Genomic DNA, 17,843 nt, shown 5'->3' on the forward strand with positions numbered 1-17,843 from the left:
CGAGGGTCACCGTTTCGCGGGCATTCTCATTTGAGGCACCGAGGGTGTTTCGCGGGCACTTTAGATGAGTCTCGTCGAGGGGTGTTGCAGATCACACATGCTTCATATACTGAGTCAACCTAGTGTCACTGACGCTGCACTCCTACCCTAAGGAATCCGTTATGAAACGACTTTCCGCAGTTCTCCTGCTTACGGCGGCCCTTGCAGTGGGAGGGGGGTCAGCGGCGGTGGCCAAAGACAGTGCGCCAGCAGTGAAGACGGGTGCTGTCTCCTACAGCACGCTGATCGATAACTGGCCTAACTGACCAAATACTGAAGTTTCATCCTGAGACCGTTCGTGGGACGCACGTCCTTCGGACGGTCTCTCGCGTTTCCCGGCGGCGTCTGTATTAGCCTAGGTTCATGCGAATCGCCCGTTTTGTGCTCAATGATGATCCAGCGTTCGGCCTCGTCGAAGGTCCGGAAGGGGAGGAAGAGGTAGCCGTCATCAGCGGTGACCCCTTCTATGGGGGCGTGCAGCCGACAAGTGTGCGCCACAAGCTCGAGGACGTCCGGTTGCTTGCCCCGGTGATCCCGCGCAGCAAAGTCATCGGCATCGGTCGAAACTACGCCGATCACGCAGCCGAGCTGGGCAATGAGGTTCCGCCGGCTCCGCTGATGTTCCTGAAACCCAATACATCGGTCGTCGGCCCGGGAGATCCTGTGGTGCTTCCGTCCTTCTCGGAGGAAATCTCCTACGAATCCGAGCTCGCCGTCATCATCGGCCGGATCTGCAAGGACGTCCCGGTTGAACGGGTTGATGACGTGGTCTTCGGTTATACCTGTGCAAACGACCTCACGGCGCGGGACATCCAGAAAACCGACAATCAGTGGGCCCGGGCGAAAGGGTTCGACACCTCCTGCCCGATCGGCCCCTGGATCCAAACCGAACTGGACACCGAGAATCTTGCCGTGCGCGGCTGGCTCGACGGCGAACTCAAGCAGGACGGATCGACCAACCAGATGATCTGGGGCGTGAAGGAGCTCGTCTCCTACGTCTCCCAGGCGTTCACCCTCCTGCCTGGCGACATCATCCTCACCGGCACCCCTGCCGGGGTTGGGCTCATCACCGAGGGGCAACGGTACGAGGTAGAGATCGAGGGAATCGGGCGACTGTCCAACCCCGTCCGCCGCTAGCTGACTGCGGGGCGCTACCGGCCGGACAGTAGACTGAATTCCATCATGACTACTGCTGATCTCCCCACTGTCACGCCCGAAACTCCCGTCAGGGTCCGCTTCTGTCCATCACCGACGGGCGTGCCGCACGTCGGCCTGATCCGGACCGCCCTGTTCAACTGGGCATATGCCCGGCATACCGGCGGGAAGATGGTTTTCCGCATCGAGGACACGGACGCTGCGCGAGACAGTGAGGAGAGCTACCAACAGCTCCTCGACGCGCTGAAGTGGCTGGGAATCGACTGGGATGAAGGGGTTGAGGTCGGCGGGCCGCACGCTCCTTACCGCCAATCCCAGCGGAGCGAGATCTACCAGGACGTCATTGACCGCCTCATCGCTGCGGGGCACCTCTACAGGTCCTACTCAACACCGGACGAGGTGGAGGAACGGCACAGGGCCGCCGGTCGGGACGTCAAGCTCGGGTATGACAACTTCGACCGCGATCTCTCGGAGGAGCAGAAGGCATCCTTCGAAGCGGAAGGCAGGCCAGCCGTTCTGCGTCTCCGTATGCCGGAGGAGGACATTACTTTCACCGACCTGGTTCGCGGGGACATCACCTTCGCCGCCGGAAGCGTCCCGGACTTCGCGGTCGTCCGGGCGAACGGCGCACCTCTTTATACCCTCGTGAATCCGGTCGATGACGCACTGATGGGCATTACCCACGTGCTGCGCGGGGAGGACCTCCTCTCCTCGACGCCGCGCCAGGTCGCGCTGTACCGGGCCCTTATCGACATCGGTGTGGCCCGCTACATGCCGCTCTTCGGCCACCTGCCCTACGTGATGGGGCAGGGGAACAAGAAGCTCTCCAAGCGCGATCCCGAATCGAACCTCTTCCTGCACCGGGAGCGCGGATTCATCCGTGAGGGCCTGTTGAACTACCTTTCGCTGCTCGGCTGGTCCCTCAGCGCTGACGAGGACATTTTCACCGTCGACCAGCTCGTTGAGAAGTTCGACGTCCATGACGTGCTCGCCAACCCGGCGCGATTCGATGTCAAGAAGGCCGAGGCCATCAACGGATCCCACGTTCGTCTACTCGAGCCCGAGGACTTCCGGATGCGGCTCGTTCCGTACCTGCAGTCTGCAGGCTTGATCGGCGGGACCATCAGCCCCCGTCAGCTTTCAATCCTCACCGAAGCTGCTCCGCTCATACAGGAACGGATTACCCTGTTGGGCGAGGCGCCGGAGATGCTGGGCTTCCTGTTCCGAACAGACGACGCGATCGACGTGGCCGACGATGCGCGCAAGGGCCTGCCCACGAACTACAAAGAGGTGCTTGATGCAGCTCTTCGGGCGCTTGAACCGGTTGAGGACTGGACCGCTGAATCTATCCAGGCGGCTCTGCGTGCTGCCCTGGTGGATGAACTTGGACTGAAACCACGGGTGGCCTTCGGGCCCGTGCGTACGGCCGTGTCGGGACGCAAGATCTCACCACCGCTTTTCGAGTCGATGGTCATCCTCGGCAAGGATTCTTCGCTTGTCCGGGTGAGAGCCCTGTATGAGGAGTGACTCCGCCCAGCCCGTCATTGAGGGCGTGCTGTTCGATATCGATGACACGCTGGTGGATCTCGAGACAGCGATGGGTCGCACCCTGCACCACATCGGCGCTGAGAGGCTTGCGCACCTGAGCGAGGCCGAGTGGACCCAATACAAGCGGCTGTACACCAGTGATCCCCACGGCTACTACGACCAGTTTCTTGCCGGCAAGCTCAGCTTCACGGAACAACGCATCCGGCGTGCAAAGCACGCCCAGGCCTCGTTCATTGCCGAGCCGCTGGAAGGTGTTGCTGCAGCACGGTGGAACCACGCCTACGAGTCCACGCTGCCTCTGCATTTCGAGCCATACGAGGACGTCTCTCCCGTCCTCGATGAGCTTGACCGGTTGAGGATTCCGTACGGGGCAGTCAGCAACAACGTGCACGACTATCAGCGCGCCAAGTTGGACCGGGCAGGCCTTGAGCGTGTTGCCGCACTGGTAGGTATCGACGCCGTCGGCGTTGCGAAGCCGGACCCCGCGATTTTTCTGGAGGGCGCGCGCCAACTTGGAACCGATCCGGCTCGCACGCTTTATGTGGGCGATAATCCCATTGTCGATGCCGTGGGCGCGGATGCCGCGGGCCTCGTTGGTGTTTGGCTGGATCGTAGCGGCGCGCTGGGTGACGGCTTCGAAGGCCGCCGGATCACCGGCCTGGACGGCGTTTTGCGAATCGTGCAGGGAATCCGGTAAAGTCGTATCTCGGCGCGGACGGGTTTGACCTGCTGCCAAGCAGCGAAAAACCGCCCGAAAGTGCCATTGGGGTATGGTGTAATTGGCAACACATTGGTTTCTGGTACCAACATTCTAGGTTCGAGTCCTGGTACCCCAGCGCTGTAAAACAGCACTACTTGAGCGGCCGCCGGCTCGGCAATTCGGTCCGCTTCGGTTCGGTTGATTCAGTTTGGCGCACGGCGTCGGGTGTGAAACAATCATTTAGCTCGTTTGACGGGAAACCGGCAGGCAGCACAGTACTGGCCCCATCGTATAGCGGCCTAGTACGCCGCCCTCTCACGGCGGTAACGCGGGTTCGAATCCCGCTGGGGTCACAACAGATTCCGCCTCAACCATCTCGGTTGGGGCGGAATTTCGTTTAAACGGTCAATCCCGGCTCTGACCTCTGGAACTGGCATGATGGGACCATGGATGACTCGCTGCCGGACGCTGATGCCACGCAGCTCGCCGATCTCCTGGGCAACGTCCGTGCAACGCTCAACCGTCACACCTTCCCCTTGGCATCTTCCGGTGCAGCTGACGCGAGACGCGAGACTCGCGCGGCCGCCGAGCAGCTCGATGACTACATCCTGCCCCGCATCAAGAGTCTGGACGCGCCGCTCCTCGCCGTTGTCGGCGGATCCACGGGAGCGGGAAAATCAACGCTGGTCAACGCACTCGTCGGTCATCCGGTTACCCGCTCGGGAGCCATCAGGCCGACCACACGCCAACCCATCCTGCTGCACCATCCCGCAGAAGGACACTGGTTCGCCGATGACCGAGTGCTGCCATCCCTGACCCGGCAGCGCGCCGTCGTCGTGGACGGCGAAGCCGAGGCCGTGCCGGCTTCGCTGGTTGCCTCAGCGAGCGAGGGCAGCGCTGCTGCGCTGCTGCTGAAACCCGACGCGACGATTCCCATGGGACTGGCCCTGCTGGATGCGCCGGACATTGATTCCATCGCCGACGAGAATCGCCGCCTGGCCTCGCAGCTGCTGGCGGCAGCTGACCTGTGGCTTTTCGTCACTACGGCCAACCGCTATGCCGATGCCGTTCCGTGGCACCTGCTACGGGAAGCGGCCCAGCGGGACATCCTGCTAGCCGTCGTCCTGGACCGGGTGCCGCATGGCGTGGAGGAGGAGGTACGCGCAGACCTCCATACGCTGCTAGCCAACGAGCAGTTGGGCCACGCGCCGATCTTCGTCATCCCCGAGGAACGGCTTGATCCGCTCGGCATGCTGCCGGCAGAAAGCGTGGATCCGCTGCTGCGCTGGCTGCGTGCCATCTCCGCGGACGCCGAAGGCCGGCGGGAAATTGCCCGCCGCACCCTTGAGGGTGCCTTGCGGGCGCTCGGGCACAAGGTGGAGGGCATCGCCGACGCCGTCGACGATCAGGCGGAGGCCGCCGCGAGGCTGCAGGAAGCGGCGCGCGCGTCCTACGCCTCCGCTCTCGAGGCCGTCCTCGAATCGACCAAGGACGGCACCCTCCTTCGCGGTGAGGTGCTCGCCCGGTGGCAGGACTTCGTCGGCACCGGTGAATTCATGCGCGGTCTCGAATCCACCGTCGGACGGATCCGCGACCGGATCGGCGGCTTCCTCACCGGCAAGCCCCCGCGCGCAGTAACAGTTGAGAGTGCGATCGAGAGCGGGCTCCAGACTGTCATAGTCGAGGAAGCCGCGAAGGCCGCAGACCGGACAGAGCGGCAATGGCGGGCCGAGCCGGCCGGGCGCGGGCTGCTGGAGCCGGACACCCAGACCATGTCGCCTGACTTCACGGACACCGTGGCGCGTGAAATCCGCGCCTGGCAGAAAGACCTGCTGGATCTTGTCCGCTCCGAGGGCGCCGACAAGCGGTTCGCCGCGCGGATGCTTTCCTTCGGAGTGAATGGCGTCGCCGTTGCCCTGATGATCGTCGTCTTCGCGTCCACGGCCGGCCTCACCGGAGGCGAGGTGCTCATCGCAGGTGGCTCCGCCGTCGTCGGGCAGAAGCTGCTGGAGGCAATTTTCGGCGAAGAGGCGGTGCGCCGGCTCGCCAGAACGGCACGTACCCAGCTGCAGCAGCGTTGTGAGAAGCTCCTCGCGGCCGAGCGCGAGCGTTTCACCGACCGGCTGCGGGTTCTGGCGGAGGAACCTTCGCCGGAGGACCTCCGCGCGCTGGCGATCACTCTCACGCAACGGCGCTCTGTGGCTGAGGATCTCAAAAACGATGATAACGATGATGCGGTGCCGGAGGACGGGCAGTGAGCCGTCACCGCGGCGAGGCATCAGCCTCCCGGTTGCAGGTTCGCCTGGAGGCGCTCAATGAGGCACGGGAACACGCGGAGGGGCGCGTCCACGAGGACCAGTTGGGCGCCGTTTACAACGTACTGGATAGGGCAAGCTCGCGGAGGTCCCTCTCAGCGGCCCACACCGTCGTCGGGATCTTCGGGCCAACCGGCAGCGGAAAATCGTCGCTGCTGAACGCCCTCACAGGTACCGACCTTGCACGTGTTGCAGCCCGCCGCCCAACAACGGCCGAACCCCTCGCCGTCATCTGGGGTGAGGACGGAAGCGACGACCTGCTTGACTGGCTGCAGGTTCAGAACCGCCACGTGATGCCCGAAGGTACCCCGGTACTGACCGTTCCCGGCAAAAGCCGTCGAACCACCCGTAACGACGCCGTCGAGGGCGGGCTGATCCTGCTCGACCTGCCGGATTTCGACTCCACCGCGCTCGGCCACCGTGCCATCGTGGAACGGCTCGCCGGGCAGGTGGATGTGCTCCTCTGGGTGACTGATCCGCAGAAGTACGCGGACGCCGCCCTGCATCAGGAGTTCCTCGAACCACTGGCGACGCACGAATCCGTCATTCTTGTTGCGCTGAACCAGTCTGACCGGCTATCCGAACAGGACCTGTCGCAGGTTGTCGGGTCACTTAAGCAGATTCTCTCCGCCGAAGGCCACGGATCGGCGGTGGTTCATACGATCTCGGCCGTCACTGGAACAGGGCTGGGCGGACTCGCTGAGGAAATCCGCGCGATCGTGCGCAGGAAAGAGGCTGCTACCGGGCGGTTGTCGGCGGATGTCGACGTTGCGGTGGATTCGCTACGGGCGTTCGCAGGGTCCGAGCTGCCGCCGCCTTCGAAAGCGGCGCGGACCGGGCTTGCGGACCGCCTCGCGGGAGCGACCGGTGCGGATGCGGTGATAGACGCCGTCGTGCGCTCCTACCGCAGGGACGCCCATGCCGTGACCGGGTGGCCGGTCACGCGCTGGCTCGGCGGAATCCGCTCGGATCCGTTGAGGCGCCTGAACCTGCGGCGCCGAGACGTACAGGACTTTGTTGGGCGGACGTCCCTTCCGGAACCCGGCCCGGCGCAGCGGGCGTCGGTTGACCGCGCCCTGCGCACTTTCGGGGAAGAACTTTCCACCGGCGCAGTGGAACCGTGGCGGACGGCCATCCGCGACGCGGCGAGAAGCCCTGAACCGGAGCTGCTGGAGCGACTGGACGAGGCGGTTGCCCGGACTGACTTCGCCACCGGGGCACGGGCCTGGTGGTGGCCGGTCGCCGGTGTGCTCCAGTGGCTCTTCCTCGCAGCAATGGTGGTCGGTATCGGGTGGCTGGCGTTGCTGGCAGCTTTGGGGTTCCTGCAGTTCCCGGTTCCGGACTCGCCGGTGGTTGAAGGGATCCCGGTCCCTACCCTGCTGGCAGTGGGGGGAGCGGTAGCGGGAGTCGCCCTTGGGATCCTGTGCGCCGGCCTTGCCCGGCTTGGTGCCCGAAGGCGCGGAAAACGCGTACGACGGCGGCTGGTCGCCTCGATCGGCGAGACCACGGATTCCGTGGCTGTAGGTCCCGCCGCCGCTGAGATCGAGCGTTACAACACTTTTGTGCGCGCGGTGGATACCGCCGGGTCGCGTAGGTAGTCACGCCTGCAGCGCGGCGGAGACCTTCTGCAGTGTCCGGAGGTTACGGGTTGTCGTCGCGCTCTTGAACCGGGTTCGGTTTGTGAAAGCGTTGAGCGGACTTGTCAGCGTGCTGCCCTTCGGCGCTTGCCAGGCGGCGGCCAAGGTTCCGAGGGGCCGCACCGGCTCGTCAATGGAGCGGGCGAACCGGACAAGTTCCGCCAGGACGGCAGGATCCGAGAACAGCGTGATGTACGTGTGGGTGCCGGGGTCATCGGCAGGGAACGGGCAGTTCGAGATGACGTCCCCGAGTGTCTCCGCGTCCAGGACAACAACCCAGGCTTCGTACCCGAAACGCTGCCGCAGCGCTTGTTCGCTCCGACTTTTGAGTTCCACTGCGGACAGGTCGCTGCTGCACACGACATTTCCCGATGCGAGCAGGATCTTGACGTCGGACACCGCGAGGGATTCGAAGGTTTCCCTGAGGTCTTTAGACTTGATGGTGATTCCGCCGACGTTCACTCCTCGAAGGAACACTGCGTACCGGGTCACGGTGTTTCCGCGGACTTGCCGATTGCGTTGGTCAGCTGCGCTGCAGAGTTCACGACAACCTCGGCGTGAATGCGTCCCGGTTGGCGGGTGAGGCGCTCGATCGGTCCGGAGATCGAGACCGCGGCGATGACACGGCCGGACGGACCGCGCACCGGAGCCGAAACCGAGGCGACCCCGGCCTCACGTTCGCCGAGGCTCTGTGCCCAGCCCCGCCGTCGTACTCCGGCAAGAACCGTAGGCGTGAACCGCGCGTTCTGAAGGCCCTGGAGCAGCCGGTCGTGGTCTTCCCACGCGAGCAGGCACTGGGCTGCGGATCCGGCCTTCATCGACAGCTGGGTTCCTACCGGAATGGTGTCGCGCAGCCCGATCGGGCGCTCGGCCGAGGCGACGCAGACGCGCGCATCCCCCTGGCGGCGGAACAGCTGGGCACTCTCGCCGGTCGCATCACGCAGTTGAAGGAGTACGGGGCCCGCCGAAGCGATCAACCGGTCCTCGCCCGCAGCAGATGCCAGTTCAACGAGCCTGCTCCCAAGCACGAAGCGGCCCTGAATATCCCTGCTGACCAACCGGTGGTGAACCAGCGCGAGGGCAAGCCGGTGCACGGTAGGGCGGGCGAGGCCGGTGGACGTGACCAGCTGGGCCAGCGTCGTGGGGCCGGCTTCCAACGCGTCAAGCACGAGGGCCGCTTTATCAATCACGCCGACGCCACTAGAATTGTCCATAACTTGATATTGCCGTCTCAATATCTGAGACGCAAGTCTCTGGAGTGGCGCACTGGATGCGCGCCTGCTTCAGTTGTTGGAAGATCTGATCGAAGGCACGCGGAGGAACCGGCCATGGGCAAGACGCTCGCAGAAAAAGTCTGGGAATCGCATATTGTGCGCAGGGGAGAGGTCGTGAACGGCCAGGCCGAACCCGACCTGCTCTACATCGACCTGCACCTCGTGCATGAGGTCACCTCGCCCCAGGCGTTCGAAGGGCTGCGTCTCGCGGGCAGGAAGCTGCGTCGGCCCGATCTGACAATAGCCACGGAGGATCACAACACCCCCACGATCGACATCGACCGTCCGATCGCTGATCCGACCAGCCGCACCCAGATTGAAACGCTCCGGGCCAACTGCAAGGAGTTCGGCGTCCGGTTGCATTCGCTGGGCGACGCCCAGCAGGGCATTGTGCACATCATCGGCCCACAGCTCGGGCTGACCCAGCCGGGCCTCACGGTGGTGTGCGGCGACTCGCATACGTCTACTCATGGGGCCTTTGGCGCACTCGCAATGGGCATCGGTACCTCTGAGGTGGAGCACGTCATGGCCACCCAAACCCTCTCGCTGAATCCGTTCAAGACGATGGCGATCAATGTCGAGGGGACGTTGAAGCCGGGCGTTACGTCGAAGGACATCATTCTGGCCGTCATCGCCAAGATCGGGACCGGCGGCGGCCAGGGTTACGTACTGGAGTACCGTGGCTCCGCCATCCGGGCGCTGTCAATGGACGCGCGCATGACCATCTGCAACATGTCGATCGAGGCCGGCGCACGCGCCGGGATGGTCGCACCGGATGAGACCACCTTCGAGTACCTGAAAGGGCGCGCCCACGCGCCGCAGGGCGCGGACTGGCATGCCGCAGTCGAGAACTGGCGGACACTGCGCACTGACGACGACGCAACCTTCGATGCCGAGGTCTTTCTGGACGCTGACGAGCTCGAGCCTTTCGTCACCTGGGGAACCAACCCCGGGCAGGGTGTCTCCCTCAGTCAGGCTGTGCCGTCACCGGATGACTTCGCAGACGAGAATGAGAAGGCAGCATGCCGGCGGGCCCTCGACTACATGGCTCTCGAAGCAGGCACACCGATGAAGGACATCCGGGTGGACACGGTCTTTCTGGGCTCCTGCACCAACAGCCGGGTGGAGGATTTGCGGTTGGCAGCGGACATCATCCGCGGCAGGCAGAAGGACCCGGACATCCGAATGATGGTTGTGCCTGGCTCAGCACGCGTCCGTCTCGAGGCCGAAGCTGAAGGCCTGGACAAGGTCTTCAAGGAGTTCGGTGCTGAATGGCGCTTCGCCGGCTGCTCAATGTGCCTGGGTATGAACCCGGATCAACTGGCTCCGGGGGAGCGGTGCGCATCGACGTCGAACCGCAATTTCGAAGGCCGGCAGGGAAAGGGCGGACGCACACATCTGGTGTCTCCCGTCGTCGCGGCCGCTACTGCCGTTCGCGGCACCCTCAGTTCGCCTTCGGACCTCGATCCCGTACCGCCTGCCGCTGCATTGCCCGCTGAGAGCGGTTCCACCATCCACGCTGCCTAATACCGGGGCAAAAGAGCGGACCTTTCAAGGAGCACCATGGAAAAGATCACTACTCACACCGGGATCGGCGTTCCCCTGCGGCAGAGCAATGTGGACACCGACCAGATCATTCCCGCCGTCTACCTGAAGCGCATCACCCGCACCGGGTTTGAGGACGCGCTCTTCAGTGCGTGGCGGAAGGATGAAAATTTCATCCTGAACAAGGAGCCGTTCAACCGTGGTTCGGTGCTGGTCGCTGGACCGGACTTCGGCACCGGGTCCTCGCGGGAGCACGCGGTCTGGGCGCTGAAGGACTTCGGTTTCCGGGCGGTACTGTCATCCCGGTTTGCCGATATTTTCCGCGGAAACTCCGGCAAACAGGGCCTCGTCGCCGCCCAGGTTGCCCAGGATGACATTGAGCTGATCTGGAAGGAGCTCGAAAATCACCCGGGCGCCGAAATCACCGTTGATCTCGAAGCACGTCTGGTGACCTGCGGATCCATTGTCGCCCCGTTCCAGATCGATGACTACACGCGTTGGCGTCTGCTTGAGGGGCTCGATGACATCGGACTTACACTGCGTCACGAGGAAACCATCACTGCCTACGAAGCAGAACGGCCCAGCTTCAAGCCCACCACACTGCCCGCACGTACCTAGCTCACGAGCCGGCTTGAAGCACCTGTGCAAGGAAGATCACCCTGCGCGCCGGAATTTAGGGCTCAACCGGACTGTTGACAATGATCGGCGGGGTCCACACGGTCCCGACCAGGTTCCGACACAGCCCCAACCGAGGGCCGTCGGTATTTCAGTCTGGTAACAGTAGCTCCTATGCTTAGCAGGGGTCTTATCTGCTGTTGGGGCTTACATGTTGAAGGAAATAGGTGTTCATGGGTAGCGTTCTGACAATCCGTGGTGGTGTCCCTCTCGCAGGCAAGGTGACCGTCCGCGGCGCCAAGAACCTGGTGCCGAAGGCTATGGTCGCGGCGCTGCTGGGAAATGCACCGTCGGTGCTGAGGAACGTCCCTGAAATCAAGGACGTCGACGTCGTCACCAGCCTCCTGAAGCTTCACGGCGTCGAGGTGACCAAGGACCCGGTGACCGGCGACCTCACCATGGATCCCGCCAATGCCAAAATGGCGGCGTCCAAAGACATCGACGCACATGCCGGCGATTCCCGTATTCCCATTCTTTTCTGTGGGCCCCTCATGCACAGCATCGGCGAAGCTTTCATCCCCGACCTGGGCGGCTGCAAGATCGGGGACCGTCCCATTGACTACCACCTACAGGTACTTCGGAACTTCGGCGCCGTCGTCGACAAGCGTCCGGGCGGTATTTCCATCTCCGCTCCCAAAGGTCTTCACGGCGCAAAGCTGGAGCTTCCGTATCCCAGTGTCGGAGCCACTGAGCAGGTGCTGCTGACCGCTACGCGCGCCGAGGGCATCACCGAATTGAGCGGTGCCGCAGTCGAGCCGGAGATCATGGACCTCATCGCGGTGCTGCAGAAGATGGGCGCCATCATCACGGTCCAGACGGACCGCACCATCCGCATCGAGGGTGTGCAGGAGCTAACCGGGTTCAACCACAAGGCTATTTCGGACCGCAACGAGACGGCGTCGTGGGCATCTGCTGCGCTGGTCACCCGTGGCGATATCTACGTCGAGGGAGCCCGGCAGCTTGACCTCACCGCTTTCCTGAACACCTACCGCAAAATCGGCGGAGCGTTCGACGTGAACGACGACGGTATCCGCTTCTACCATCCGGGCGGCAAGCTTTCGCCCCTGGTATTGGAGACAGACGTCCATCCAGGCTTCATGACTGACTGGCAGCAGCCGCTGGTGGTGGCACTGACCCAGGCCGAGGGCGTGTCGATTGTCCACGAGACCGTTTATGAGAACCGGTTCGGCTTCACCGACGCACTGGTGCGCATGGGCGCCAACATCCAGGTGCACCGCGAGTGCCTCGGCAGCGTCCCTTGCCGTTTCGGCCAGCGGAACTTCCTGCATTCAGCCGTTATCTCCGGTCCGGTGCAATTGCATGGAACTGATATCGACGTGCCGGATCTCCGCGGCGGTTTCAGCCACCTCATCGCTGCACTGGCGGCTAACGGAACGTCCCGGGTAACCGGCATCGAGCTCATCAACCGCGGCTACGAGCGCTTCCAGGACAAGCTTGAGGGACTCGGCGCGGATTTCGATGTAGCTGAATCGGCAGATGCAGGAACCGGCCGCTAAGCGCGGCCGCATGCCAGCATGACCGAACCCCTCTCGTCCCGGGCCACGTTCGCGCTTCTCGCAACCATTCTTCGGCCGCTCATGAATGCCATGATGTCCAAGGAATGGAAGGGTGCCGAGAACCTGCCACGCGACACCGGCTTCATCGTGTGTCCCAACCACGTCACGGAGATCGACCCGATCGTGGTGGGTCACTTCCTCTACAACAACAAGGTGCTGCCGCATTTTCTTGCAAAGGCATCGCTGTTCAAGGTTCCCGTGTTCGGCGCTGCCCTGCGCGCCACGCTGCAGGTGCCGGTGGAGCGTACGACGGCGGGAGCCAACAACTCGCTCGAAGTAGCCAGGGAAGCCATCGACGGCGGCGGCGGAATTATCGTCTACCCGGAGGGCACCCTCACGCGTGACCCGGACATGTGGCCGATGAAGGGCCGCACCGGTGCGGCGCGTCTGGCACTGCAGACCGGTGCACCGGTTGTGCCCATGGCGCATTGGGGCGCGCAGGAGGTCTTTCCGCGGTATGCGAAGCGGCTCTATCTGTTTCCTCGCAAGACGTCCCGTGTCCTCGTCGGCAAGCCCGTGGACCTCTCCGACCTTCAGGGCGGTCCGATCACCCGCAGTACGCTGGACGCCGCGACCAACCGCATCATGGACGCCCTGACTGAGCTGGTCGCCGAGTTGCGTGGTGAAACTCCGCCGGCCCAGCGATGGGATCCTGCCGCCAAGAACCAGAAGCAAACCGGCCGGAACTTCGAGTCACCGGCGGGTGACGCTTCATGACGCGTAGGCCTCCCGCCGCCGTCGCCGTTCTGGGCGCCGGCAGCTGGGGGACCACCTTCGCAAAGGTGCTTGCGGACGCCGGTGTTAGTCACGGCACCCGCGTGCGGTTATGGGCGCGCCGTGAGGAAATTGCCGACGAAATCAATACCCGCCACACCAATAGCCGCTACCTGGCGGACACTGCGCTGCCGGCCAACATAAGCAGCTCAACCGACGTCGCTGCCGTCCTTGACGGCGTGGAGCTTGTCGTCATCGCTGTTCCGGCTCAATCGCTTCGGTCGCAACTGTCGGCCTGGAAGCCTCTGATTCCGGCGGAAGCCGTGGTCGTCTCGCTCATGAAGGGCCTCGAGGTCGGCACCGACGACCGCATGAGCCAGGTCCTCGCCCAGGAGCTCGGCCTGCCTGAGGACCGCATCGCCGTCGTCTCCGGACCGAACCTCGCGATGGAGATCGCCCGCTGCGAGCCAACCGCCTCGGTGGTGGCGTGTCCGGACGTCGGCACCGCCACCTGGATTGCTGCAGCATGTACTGCCACCTACTTCCGCCCTTACACCAACACCGATGTTGTCGGAGTGGAGATCGGCGGGATCGTGAAAAACGTGATTGCCCTGGCTGTCGGAATCTGCGAGGGCAAGCAGATGGGCGACAACACCAAGGCTTCGGTCATCACACGGGGACTCACCGAGACAACCCGCCTTGCTGTTGCTCTCGGGGGCGAGCCGGAGACGATGTCGGGTTTGGCCGGAATGGGTGACCTGATCGCCACCTGCTCCTCTTCGCTCTCACGCAACCACACGGCCGGCAGGCTGCTGGGCCAGGGACTCACTCTCGACGAGGTGACAGCCCACATGAACCAGACCGCCGAGGGCATCAAGTCCGCGCAGGCGGTGCTGGATCTCGCGCGTCAACTCAACGTCTATATGCCCATAACGGATAGTGTTGTTGCCGTACTTCAGGGGAACCTGTCAGTACATGACCTCGGCCCGCGACTGCTGGCCCGCGAACTGAAATCCGAAGGCTGACTGTGACCCCATCTGCCAAGCCCCGCGTCCTCGTGCTCTTCGGCGGGCGTTCGAGCGAGCATGCTGTCAGCTGCGTGACTGCCGCCGGCGTGCTGGAGGCCATCGACCGCAGCAAGTATGACGTCGTTCCGGTGGGCATCGCAAAGAATGGACAGTGGTCTTTGGTTTCCTCGGACCCGTCCCGGTGGTCGCTGCGCTCCGAGGTGCTCCCCGAAGTGCCGGTGTCGCCTGAGTCGGTCGTCCTGGCAACGGCGTCTGACGGCGGGACGGCGCAGGAATTGGTCGCAACCGCTTCCGAGCAGATGCCGCGCAGCCTCGGTGCGGTGGATGTTGTACTACCACTGTTGCACGGCCCGTTCGGTGAGGACGGAACTCTGCAGGGCATGCTCGAAATGGCCGACGTACGCTATGTCGGGGCGGGCGTACTGGCTTCGGCGGTCGGGATGGACAAACACTATATGAAGGTGGTGTTCGCCTCCGCCGGCCTTAAGGTGGGGCCGTACGAGGTGTTCACAGACCGCCAATGGACACGCAGCCGATCGGAATGTCTGCAGCGCGCCGCCACCTTGGGGTTCCCCGTCTTCGTCAAACCTGCCCGGGCAGGTTCGTCAATGGGTATCTCCCGGGCGGCCACGCCGGCGGAACTTGAGACAGCCGTGGAAACCGCCCGTGAATTCGACCCGAAGGTGATCGTCGAAGCTGGGATCCACGGGCGCGAGATCGAGGTCGCCGTCCTGCAGGGCCGCGGCATGGAAGAGCCGCGAACCAGCCTGCCCGGTGAAATTGCTGTTCAGTCCGGCGAGCACGAGTGGTATGACTTCGAGGCGAAGTACGTCGACGGATCCGCTGCCGAGTTGAGCTGTCCGGCGGACCTGCCGCCTGAAACCACCGACCGTGTCCGGGAACTCGCCGCCCGGGCCTTCGACGCCCTCGGCACCGAAGGGCTCTCCCGTGTCGACTTCTTCTACACGGCCGCAGGCGAGCTCATCATCAACGAGATCAATACGATGCCGGGCTTCACACCAATCAGCATGTACCCGCAGATGTGGGCGAAGTCCGGGCTCACCTACACCGAGTTGATCGACGAACTCATCGAGTTGGCGCTTGAACGCAAGACGGGTTTACGTTAGGCAAGGCCGAACGCAAACGATGACCGAACCGAAGCGGCCCACCCTCCTGGACATCGCCCACGCAGCAGGACTTTCGAAAGCAGCTACGTCCTATGCGTTGCGGGGACTTCGCGGATCCGAAGCGACTGTTGCCAGGGTTCAGGCTATAGCGAAGGAAATGGGCTGGACGGCTGATCCGGTAGCCCGCGCCCTCGCCGGAGGCCGGAGCGGGAACGTGGCAATCCTCGGATCGCTGGGTGATCTCTGGCGTCAGGGCCTGGCGGTAATGCTCTCCGAGGCACTGCACGACCAGGGAATGTTCTCGGCGATCGCCGACGTGGACACATCGCCCGAGCGCGAGCTGAACGCACTGCGTACCCTCACGACTCGCCGCGTGGACGCCGCGATCGTCCTCCCAGTCGACCCGTCCGCCGAGTATTGGACCGATGTACCCGAACGGATCCGACTGGTGTCGGTTGGAGACGCACTGCTGCATCGCCCGGTTGCCCGCACGGTGTTCTTCGACAACGAGTACGGCATCAGCACCGCCCTGAGCCATCTCGCCGAACTCGGCCACCGATCAATCGGGCTCCTCGCGCCGTCGTTGCCGTCCACGCCCGGCAGGCCCGCCCAGCTTCTGGTGGAAAATCTCGGTGCCGGCATGGGCCTGGAAGTTGCAGTGGCGTCGTCGACATCGTCCGTAGCTGGGGCCGCCGAGGCGGCAGCTGCACTGCTGCGACGGCCCGCGCCGCCGACGGCTCTGTTGTGCCTGAGCGATTCGTTAGCGTTCGGCGCTTACCGGGCTGCCCGCTCGCTCAACCTCGGTATCCCCGCCGACGTTTCCATTCTCGGCTTCGATGACAGCGAGCTGGCTCCGCTGGTCAGCCCCGCGCTCACCACCTTCGGCTGGGACGAATCCGCTATTGTGGCAGCCGCTATCGACTCAGTTGTGAACGACGACATCCCCGCAACCGTCTCGTTCAGGCCGGAGTTTCTGCCACGAAACTCCACCGGGCCTGTTCCCGGTACGCCATAGGCAGTTTTACAACGCGTGGATGCGCCAACCCACTGAGTGCGTCTCGCCCGGTTCCAGGACTATCAAGTCTGTGCCCGAGTTGAAGGCATCGGGTGGGCACGTCATGGGTTCGGCGGCTAACCCGAGCCGCGAGACCGCCTGGTCCGGCTTGTCCGCCGTATGAATCTGCACCCACCGGCACGTCTGGTCGAAAGTGATCGCTGCTCCGCGTCCGTCCGCAGCATGCACTGCAACGGTGGCGGCGCCGTCGTCGTAATGGATGCCCGTGTACGCATGGTCCACAAAGGTGTCGCCGATGAGGCGCGGATTCCGGAAATCAAAGTGCGACGACGCCACATCCGTCAGATCCGTGGGGATCAGCCGGTCTTCGGTGACCTGGAGCACCGAAGACGCCGGCACCTGCAGCGTCCAGTCATCCACCAACCCCTCGCCGGCAACGAGATAGGGGTGCGCCGAGGCACCGTAGGGCGCTGCCGATGGACCGGGGTTTGCGGCTGCGATCGTTGTGGTGAGTCCGTCGCCGCCAAGCGTGTAGAGCACTTCAACCTCAAGCCGGAACGGATAACCCTTCTGCGGAATCACCGATGCCGCCAGACGGACCGAGGCCGGAGACTGCTCAACCAGCGTCCAGTCCACCCAACCGAGGAGACCGTGGATGGCGTGGGAGCGCTGCGGCTCCGTCAGGGCAAGCTGATGGGACTTGCCGTCGAACGAGTACTTCCCGTCCACTACACGATTCGGCCAGGGCACCAGTACTGCTCCCCGGAAGGATGGGCGGATCTCTTCTGCGTCATAGGGAACCACGAGGTCCCGGTCATCATGGCGCAGGTACCGCAGGGTCGCTCCGACGCTGGCGATGGATGCCGTGTAGGGGCCGTGCGCAAGGGTGTACTGGGTACCGGACAGGGGAGTGGAATCGGTGGTTTTCATCGAGACTCAGTTTAGGACCTGGGAACGACGACGGCGCTAGCCTCCTGTGGGCAAGTCCACCGTGTCGTTCAGGCTCAGGCACTGCTCGGTCTGTTCGACCTGGGAGACTGCCCCGCCGAGATCGACGAGAACGGTGCTGGAAGCGACCTGGTTGGGGTCGAAGAGCACCTCGACGGCTGGATCGCGGCCATAGGTTGTGGCCGTCCACACGTCACTTTCGGTGGATTCCTGGATGATCCAGTCAATGTCGTTCACGGAAGCGCAGGCATCGGTGGTTGGTCCCGGAACCTGGACTCCGCATCGGAGGACAACCTGCGACGGGTCGCCCCAAGCCGCCGTCGCCTGGCTGTTGGTCTCCCTGAGTTCATTGCCCGCCACCTGGTCCGGCAGTGCAATCATCACTCCGGCGCAGGCCGGATTGACTGCATCCGGTGCGGCATCCACATCGACAATGGGTGAGCAGGCGCTCAGCGCTGCCGCGAGCAGTACGCCCGGCCCGGCAACACGCAGCAGCAAACGCAGATTCGAAGGCATGTACCCACCATATCGGGGATGGCACGACCA

The 17,843-nt window shown here is 63.8% G+C and carries 17 protein-coding genes and 2 tRNA genes; 15 read left to right on the forward strand and 4 right to left on the reverse strand.

Features of this window, described 5'->3' with window-relative positions; all coding sequences use genetic code 11:
- Nucleotides 1–161: 161 nt before the first annotated feature.
- From Q0877_RS02745 to Q0877_RS02780, 8 genes are all read left to right on the forward strand, one after another.
- On the forward strand, nt 162–305 hold the full coding sequence (locus Q0877_RS02745; RefSeq protein ID WP_299165592.1) for a hypothetical protein: 144 nt from the start codon (nt 162–164) through the stop codon (nt 303–305).
- A 97-nt stretch (nt 306–402) separates the two neighbouring features.
- The gene (locus Q0877_RS02750; RefSeq protein WP_299165593.1) at nt 403–1,176 is read left to right on the forward strand and encodes a fumarylacetoacetate hydrolase family protein; all 774 of its coding nucleotides are present in this window, start codon (nt 403–405) and stop codon (nt 1,174–1,176) included.
- Nucleotides 1,177–1,221: 45 nt separating this feature from the next.
- The gene (gltX, locus tag Q0877_RS02755; RefSeq protein WP_299165594.1) at nt 1,222–2,721 is read left to right on the forward strand and encodes a glutamate--tRNA ligase; all 1,500 of its coding nucleotides are present in this window, start codon (nt 1,222–1,224) and stop codon (nt 2,719–2,721) included.
- Entirely contained in the window at nt 2,711–3,439 is a 729-nt protein-coding gene (locus Q0877_RS02760; RefSeq protein WP_299165595.1) for an HAD family hydrolase, read from the forward strand. The genes gltX and Q0877_RS02760 overlap by 11 nt, the downstream gene beginning before the upstream one ends.
- 67 nt (nt 3,440–3,506) lie before the next feature.
- Nucleotides 3,507–3,578, forward strand: a tRNA-Gln gene (locus Q0877_RS02765).
- A gap of 144 nt (nt 3,579–3,722) precedes the next feature.
- Nucleotides 3,723–3,795: transfer RNA gene (locus Q0877_RS02770), tRNA-Glu, on the forward strand.
- Nucleotides 3,796–3,888: 93 nt separating this feature from the next.
- Nucleotides 3,889–5,700: a dynamin family protein gene (locus Q0877_RS02775; RefSeq protein ID WP_299165596.1), complete on the forward strand. Its 1,812-nt coding sequence runs from the start codon at nt 3,889–3,891 to the stop codon at nt 5,698–5,700.
- Nucleotides 5,697–7,355 carry a GTPase family protein gene (locus Q0877_RS02780; RefSeq protein WP_299165597.1) on the forward strand — a complete coding sequence of 553 codons (1,659 nt, stop codon included), beginning with the start codon at nt 5,697–5,699 and terminating at the stop codon, nt 7,353–7,355. The genes Q0877_RS02775 and Q0877_RS02780 overlap by 4 nt, the downstream gene beginning before the upstream one ends.
- Here Q0877_RS02780 and Q0877_RS02785 read toward each other — a convergent pair whose 3' ends face one another.
- Both Q0877_RS02785 and Q0877_RS02790 read right to left on the reverse strand, forming a co-directional pair.
- On the reverse strand, nt 7,356–7,886 hold the full coding sequence (locus Q0877_RS02785) for a DUF1697 domain-containing protein (protein ID WP_299165598.1): 531 nt from the start codon (nt 7,884–7,886) through the stop codon (nt 7,356–7,358). It abuts the gene before it with no gap.
- Entirely contained in the window at nt 7,883–8,608 is a 726-nt protein-coding gene (locus Q0877_RS02790; protein ID WP_299165599.1) for an IclR family transcriptional regulator, read from the reverse strand. The genes Q0877_RS02785 and Q0877_RS02790 overlap by 4 nt, the downstream gene beginning before the upstream one ends.
- A gap of 114 nt (nt 8,609–8,722) precedes the next feature.
- Between Q0877_RS02790 and leuC the strand changes: the two genes are divergently transcribed.
- From leuC to Q0877_RS02825, 7 genes are all read left to right on the forward strand, one after another.
- Nucleotides 8,723–10,195: a 3-isopropylmalate dehydratase large subunit gene (leuC, locus tag Q0877_RS02795; RefSeq protein WP_299165600.1), complete on the forward strand. Its 1,473-nt coding sequence runs from the start codon at nt 8,723–8,725 to the stop codon at nt 10,193–10,195.
- Nucleotides 10,196–10,231: 36 nt separating this feature from the next.
- A complete protein-coding gene (leuD, locus tag Q0877_RS02800; protein WP_299165601.1) occupies nt 10,232–10,831 on the forward strand; it encodes a 3-isopropylmalate dehydratase small subunit in 600 nt (199 codons plus the stop codon).
- Between the two features lie 230 nt (nt 10,832–11,061).
- Nucleotides 11,062–12,405 carry a UDP-N-acetylglucosamine 1-carboxyvinyltransferase gene (murA, locus tag Q0877_RS02805; protein WP_299165602.1) on the forward strand — a complete coding sequence of 448 codons (1,344 nt, stop codon included), beginning with the start codon at nt 11,062–11,064 and terminating at the stop codon, nt 12,403–12,405.
- Between the two features lie 18 nt (nt 12,406–12,423).
- Nucleotides 12,424–13,182 (forward strand): 1-acyl-sn-glycerol-3-phosphate acyltransferase, encoded by a 759-nt coding sequence (locus tag Q0877_RS02810; protein WP_299165603.1) that lies wholly within the window; start codon nt 12,424–12,426, stop codon nt 13,180–13,182.
- The gene (locus Q0877_RS02815) at nt 13,179–14,204 is read left to right on the forward strand and encodes an NAD(P)H-dependent glycerol-3-phosphate dehydrogenase (RefSeq protein WP_299165604.1); all 1,026 of its coding nucleotides are present in this window, start codon (nt 13,179–13,181) and stop codon (nt 14,202–14,204) included. Before Q0877_RS02810 ends, Q0877_RS02815 begins: the two co-directional genes overlap by 4 nt.
- Nucleotides 14,201–15,334 (forward strand): D-alanine--D-alanine ligase family protein, encoded by a 1,134-nt coding sequence (locus tag Q0877_RS02820; RefSeq protein WP_299165879.1) that lies wholly within the window; start codon nt 14,201–14,203, stop codon nt 15,332–15,334. The genes Q0877_RS02815 and Q0877_RS02820 overlap by 4 nt, the downstream gene beginning before the upstream one ends.
- A 19-nt stretch (nt 15,335–15,353) precedes the next feature.
- Nucleotides 15,354–16,349 (forward strand): LacI family DNA-binding transcriptional regulator, encoded by a 996-nt coding sequence (locus Q0877_RS02825; protein ID WP_299165605.1) that lies wholly within the window; start codon nt 15,354–15,356, stop codon nt 16,347–16,349.
- 6 nt (nt 16,350–16,355) lie between these two features.
- Here Q0877_RS02825 and Q0877_RS02830 read toward each other — a convergent pair whose 3' ends face one another.
- Together Q0877_RS02830 and Q0877_RS02835 are read right to left on the reverse strand one after the other, a co-directional pair.
- Nucleotides 16,356–17,279, reverse strand: coding sequence for an aldose 1-epimerase family protein (locus tag Q0877_RS02830; RefSeq protein WP_299165607.1), 924 nt, complete (start codon nt 17,277–17,279; stop codon nt 16,356–16,358).
- A gap of 36 nt (nt 17,280–17,315) precedes the next feature.
- On the reverse strand, nt 17,316–17,813 hold the full coding sequence (locus tag Q0877_RS02835) for a DUF3515 domain-containing protein (protein ID WP_299165608.1): 498 nt from the start codon (nt 17,811–17,813) through the stop codon (nt 17,316–17,318).
- Nucleotides 17,814–17,843 lie beyond the last annotated feature (30 nt).

This window comes from uncultured Arthrobacter sp. (assembly GCF_947495145.1).
Classification (GTDB): domain Bacteria; phylum Actinomycetota; class Actinomycetes; order Actinomycetales; family Micrococcaceae; genus Arthrobacter_D.

What these genes read in the sequence shown, in the direction of transcription:
- gltX (WP_299165594.1), top strand. Translation starts at nt 1,222, where the DNA reads ATGACTACTGCTGATCTCCCCACTGTCACGCCCGAAACTCCCGTCAGG.
- leuC (WP_299165600.1), top strand. Translation starts at nt 8,723, where the DNA reads ATGGGCAAGACGCTCGCAGAAAAAGTCTGGGAATCGCATATTGTGCGC.
- Q0877_RS02835 (WP_299165608.1), bottom strand. Translation starts at nt 17,813, where the DNA reads ATGCCTTCGAATCTGCGTTTGCTGCTGCGTGTTGCCGGGCCGGGCGTA.
- Q0877_RS02825 (WP_299165605.1), top strand. Translation starts at nt 15,354, where the DNA reads ATGACCGAACCGAAGCGGCCCACCCTCCTGGACATCGCCCACGCAGCA.
- Q0877_RS02815 (WP_299165604.1), top strand. Translation starts at nt 13,179, where the DNA reads ATGACGCGTAGGCCTCCCGCCGCCGTCGCCGTTCTGGGCGCCGGCAGC.
- Q0877_RS02790 (WP_299165599.1), bottom strand. Translation starts at nt 8,608, where the DNA reads ATGGACAATTCTAGTGGCGTCGGCGTGATTGATAAAGCGGCCCTCGTG.
- Q0877_RS02745 (WP_299165592.1), top strand. Translation starts at nt 162, where the DNA reads ATGAAACGACTTTCCGCAGTTCTCCTGCTTACGGCGGCCCTTGCAGTG.
- Q0877_RS02810 (WP_299165603.1), top strand. Translation starts at nt 12,424, where the DNA reads ATGACCGAACCCCTCTCGTCCCGGGCCACGTTCGCGCTTCTCGCAACC.
- Q0877_RS02775 (WP_299165596.1), top strand. Translation starts at nt 3,889, where the DNA reads ATGGATGACTCGCTGCCGGACGCTGATGCCACGCAGCTCGCCGATCTC.
- Q0877_RS02750 (WP_299165593.1), top strand. Translation starts at nt 403, where the DNA reads ATGCGAATCGCCCGTTTTGTGCTCAATGATGATCCAGCGTTCGGCCTC.
- murA (WP_299165602.1), top strand. Translation starts at nt 11,062, where the DNA reads ATGGGTAGCGTTCTGACAATCCGTGGTGGTGTCCCTCTCGCAGGCAAG.
- leuD (WP_299165601.1), top strand. Translation starts at nt 10,232, where the DNA reads ATGGAAAAGATCACTACTCACACCGGGATCGGCGTTCCCCTGCGGCAG.
- Q0877_RS02830 (WP_299165607.1), bottom strand. Translation starts at nt 17,279, where the DNA reads ATGAAAACCACCGATTCCACTCCCCTGTCCGGTACCCAGTACACCCTT.
- Q0877_RS02760 (WP_299165595.1), top strand. Translation starts at nt 2,711, where the DNA reads ATGAGGAGTGACTCCGCCCAGCCCGTCATTGAGGGCGTGCTGTTCGAT.